A 2,959-nucleotide genomic window follows, 5' to 3' on the forward strand; every position below is an offset into this window, starting at 1 on the left:
GGAGAAGGATATGCGCGGTTGTTCCATGCTTCTAGCTCTTCTAGTGTTTGCTGGATTGTTGTATTTTATCGTCAATTCTGGTACCTTTGAAGGGTTGATGGACACCATAACACCCTCGGAACGGCAACTGGAATAGGCTATAGGGCTGGGCGCGGCGAGATGGGGAGATGGGGAGATGGGGAGATGGGAAGCAAGAGAATAGTTTATTTAAAATTGGTATTAGCGATGTTTCATTCCTTAAAGTTGTCAACACCATTACACCCATTGCTATAGCGTTTATCATAGTAATCAGGTATACAGAATTTTTTCCCTATTCCCTATTTCCGGCTCCCGACTCCCGACTCCCGATTCCCTAAAATCCCAGACTTGATATTAATCAACTGCTGAAACCGCTGATCTGAGCGAATGGTGTCAAAAGATGAATCAGTTTTTGCCATCTCTCGATATTCTTCAGGATTGAGATTAATGGCCTGTTGCAAGTTATCAAGGGCTAAGTCTACATTTCCTTGTAAGGCATAACAGCAGGCTTTGTGGTACTAAGCTTGGTGGTGATCGGGTTTAAGTTTCACAGCTTGGTCATAGGACTCAATCGCTGCTTCATTTTGTCCTAATTTCCTTAGGGCAATCCCCCGGTTATGCCAAGCTAGGTGGTAATCGGGTTTAATTTTCACAGCTTGGTCAAACGAATTAATCGCTGCTTCATTTCGTCCTAATGCCAATAAGGTAACCCCCCGGTTATACCAAGCTAGGTGGTAATCGGGTTTAATTTTCACAGCTTTATCATAGGATTTAATCGCTGCTTCATTTTGTCCTAATTTCCGTAGGGTAACCCCCCGGTTGTTCCAAGCTAGGTGGTAATTGGGTTTAATTTTCAAAGCTTTATCATAGGATTTAATCGCTGCTTTTTTTCGTCCTAAATCCGATAGAGCATTCCCCCTGTTATTCCAAGCTAGGTGGTAATCGGGTTTAATTTTCACAGCTTTATCATAGGATTTAATCGCTGCTTTATTTTGTCCTAATTTCCATAAAGCATTCCCCCGGTTGTACCAAGCTTCTTGGTCATCATGTTTAATTTTCAAAGCTTGGTCATAGGAATCGATGGCTTCTTCATTTCGTCCTAAATCCGATAAAGCATTCCCCCGGTTGTTCCAAGCTTGGTGGTCATCATGTTTAATTTTCAAAGCTTGGTCATAGGAATAGATCGCTGCTTTTTTTCGTCCTAAATTCAATAGAACAAGCCCCAGGTTATTCCAAGCTTGGTGGAGGTCGGGTTTAAATTTCAAAGCTTGGTTATAGGAATCGATGGCTTCTTCATTTCGTCCTAAATCTGATAAGGCAATCCCCCGGTTGTTCCAAGTTTTGTGGAAATCGGGTTTAAATTTCAAAGCTTGGTCATAGGAATCGATGGCTTCTTCATTTCGTCCTAAATCGGATAGGGCATTCCCCCGGTTGTACCAAGCTTCGTGTTCATCGGATTTAATTTTCAAAGCTTGGTCAAATGATTCAATCCCTGCTTCCAAATGTCCTAATTCGGATAGGGCAACCCCCCGGCTATTCCAAGCTTGGTGGAAATCCAGTTTAATTTTCAAAGCTTGTTCAAATGATTCAATCCCTGGTTTTAAATGTCCTAATTCGGATAGAGCAATACCCCGCTTGTAGCAAGCTTGGTGGAAATCAGATTTAATTTTCACAGCTTTGTCATAGGATTGAATCGCTGCTTTGTTTTTTCCTAAATCCAAAAGGGCATTCCCCCGCTTGTACCAAGCTTGGTGGAAATCAGATTTAATTCTCACAGCTTTGTCATAGGAATCGATGGCTTCTTCATTTCGTCCTAAATCCGATAGGGCATTCCCCCGCTTGTACCAAGCTTGGTGGAGATCCGGTTTAATTTTCAAAGCTTTGCCATAGGAATCAATCCCTGCTTCCAAACGTCCTAATACCGATAGGGCAACCCCCCGGCTGTACCAAGCGTGGTGATCATCGGGTTTAATTTCCAAAGCTTGGTCGAAGTTAGCGATCGCGTCTTCATATTCTTGGGCAGCAACCAGTAGCATTCCTAGTTCAACTAGTAAATCCGCTTGCTCTTCAGGAGTTTGATGCTCTGCTTCCAGCAGTTTTTCAATAGCGATAATTTCTTTACGTAAGTATTCAGGATTCAAAGACTGATTCTGACAGTCTTCTTGTTGACACTCCTCTGATTTGCTAGGAAAGTCAAACATACCAGAACGCCAGTCAAAAAAGTCGGGAGCGCGGTGGATAAAATAATTCAGGGAAAATGACCGTAAGAGAAACACAAAACAAATCTGAAAATCATCTCGAAACCGTTCTCTGTGTTGGTTGAGATGATTTAATATATGAGGAACCCCTTTCCAACTATAGGAATAAATTGCTTCGCTATCCCATCCCTGTTGACGTTTCGTCTCTTCATACTTATAAAACGAGTATTCTAGACCTTGGATAAATAAAACCTTGATGTCCTGACAGTCGGGGCGATCCTGAACAATGCCGTATAAATTATCAATCGGTTCCTCGAAGCGCAACACCTCTATTGTTTTCTGAGGCAAATCTTGCTTAACCTGCTTAACCAACTTCTCTGCTTCTACGGGAGAACAACGGACAAATAATAATCCGAAACCTCTACGCCTTCGGAGGGCACGGAGTAAGTCTTGGTATTGTTCTTCTGGACTCGCTGGAGGTAAATCCTCGTCCGCATCTGTAAAGTTTACCATTACTTGTAAGGGAGCAGGGAGCAGGGAGTAGGGAGTAGGTTTTTTAAATTTGGGTCGGGAGTCGGGAATCGGGAATCGGGAATCGGGAATCGGGAGTGCGTAGTGGACTGACACAGCTAATTTGGTGCATTAGAATCTGCCATCTCTTCCTCTTCAAACACTGGATAAAGATGTTTAAGTTTGACTCTGGCATCCGGGGTTGAAAAATGCCAAATTACTTGACTGGCTGT

The 2,959-nt window shown here is 42.8% G+C and carries 2 protein-coding genes and 1 pseudogene; 1 reads left to right on the top strand and 2 read right to left on the bottom strand.

Annotation, left to right across the window (positions count from 1 at the left end):
- Window positions 1-167: 167 nt before the first annotated feature.
- Window positions 168-356, top strand: coding sequence for a hypothetical protein (locus F6K37_RS36715; protein WP_287255905.1), 189 nt, complete (start codon window positions 168-170; stop codon window positions 354-356).
- Here the strand turns inward: F6K37_RS36715 and F6K37_RS36720 are convergent.
- Window positions 318-524 (bottom strand): annotated as a pseudogene (locus F6K37_RS36720) (tetratricopeptide repeat protein); the annotation flags it as partial. The gene F6K37_RS36715 and the pseudogene F6K37_RS36720 overlap by 39 nt on opposite strands.
- A gap of 12 nt (window positions 525-536) precedes the next feature.
- On the bottom strand, window positions 537-2,843 hold the full coding sequence (locus tag F6K37_RS36725) for a tetratricopeptide repeat protein (RefSeq protein WP_287255909.1): 2,307 nt from the start codon (window positions 2,841-2,843) through the stop codon (window positions 537-539).
- Window positions 2,844-2,959 lie beyond the last annotated feature (116 nt).

Source organism: Moorena sp. SIO4E2, assembly GCF_010671945.1.
In the GTDB taxonomy this organism is placed as follows: Bacteria; Cyanobacteriota; Cyanobacteriia; order Cyanobacteriales; family Coleofasciculaceae; genus Moorena; species Moorena producens.

Coding starts and splice junctions, on each gene's coding strand:
- F6K37_RS36715 (WP_287255905.1), top strand. CDS start 168: ATGGGGAGATGGGGAGATGGGAAGCAAGAGAATAGTTTATTTAAAATT.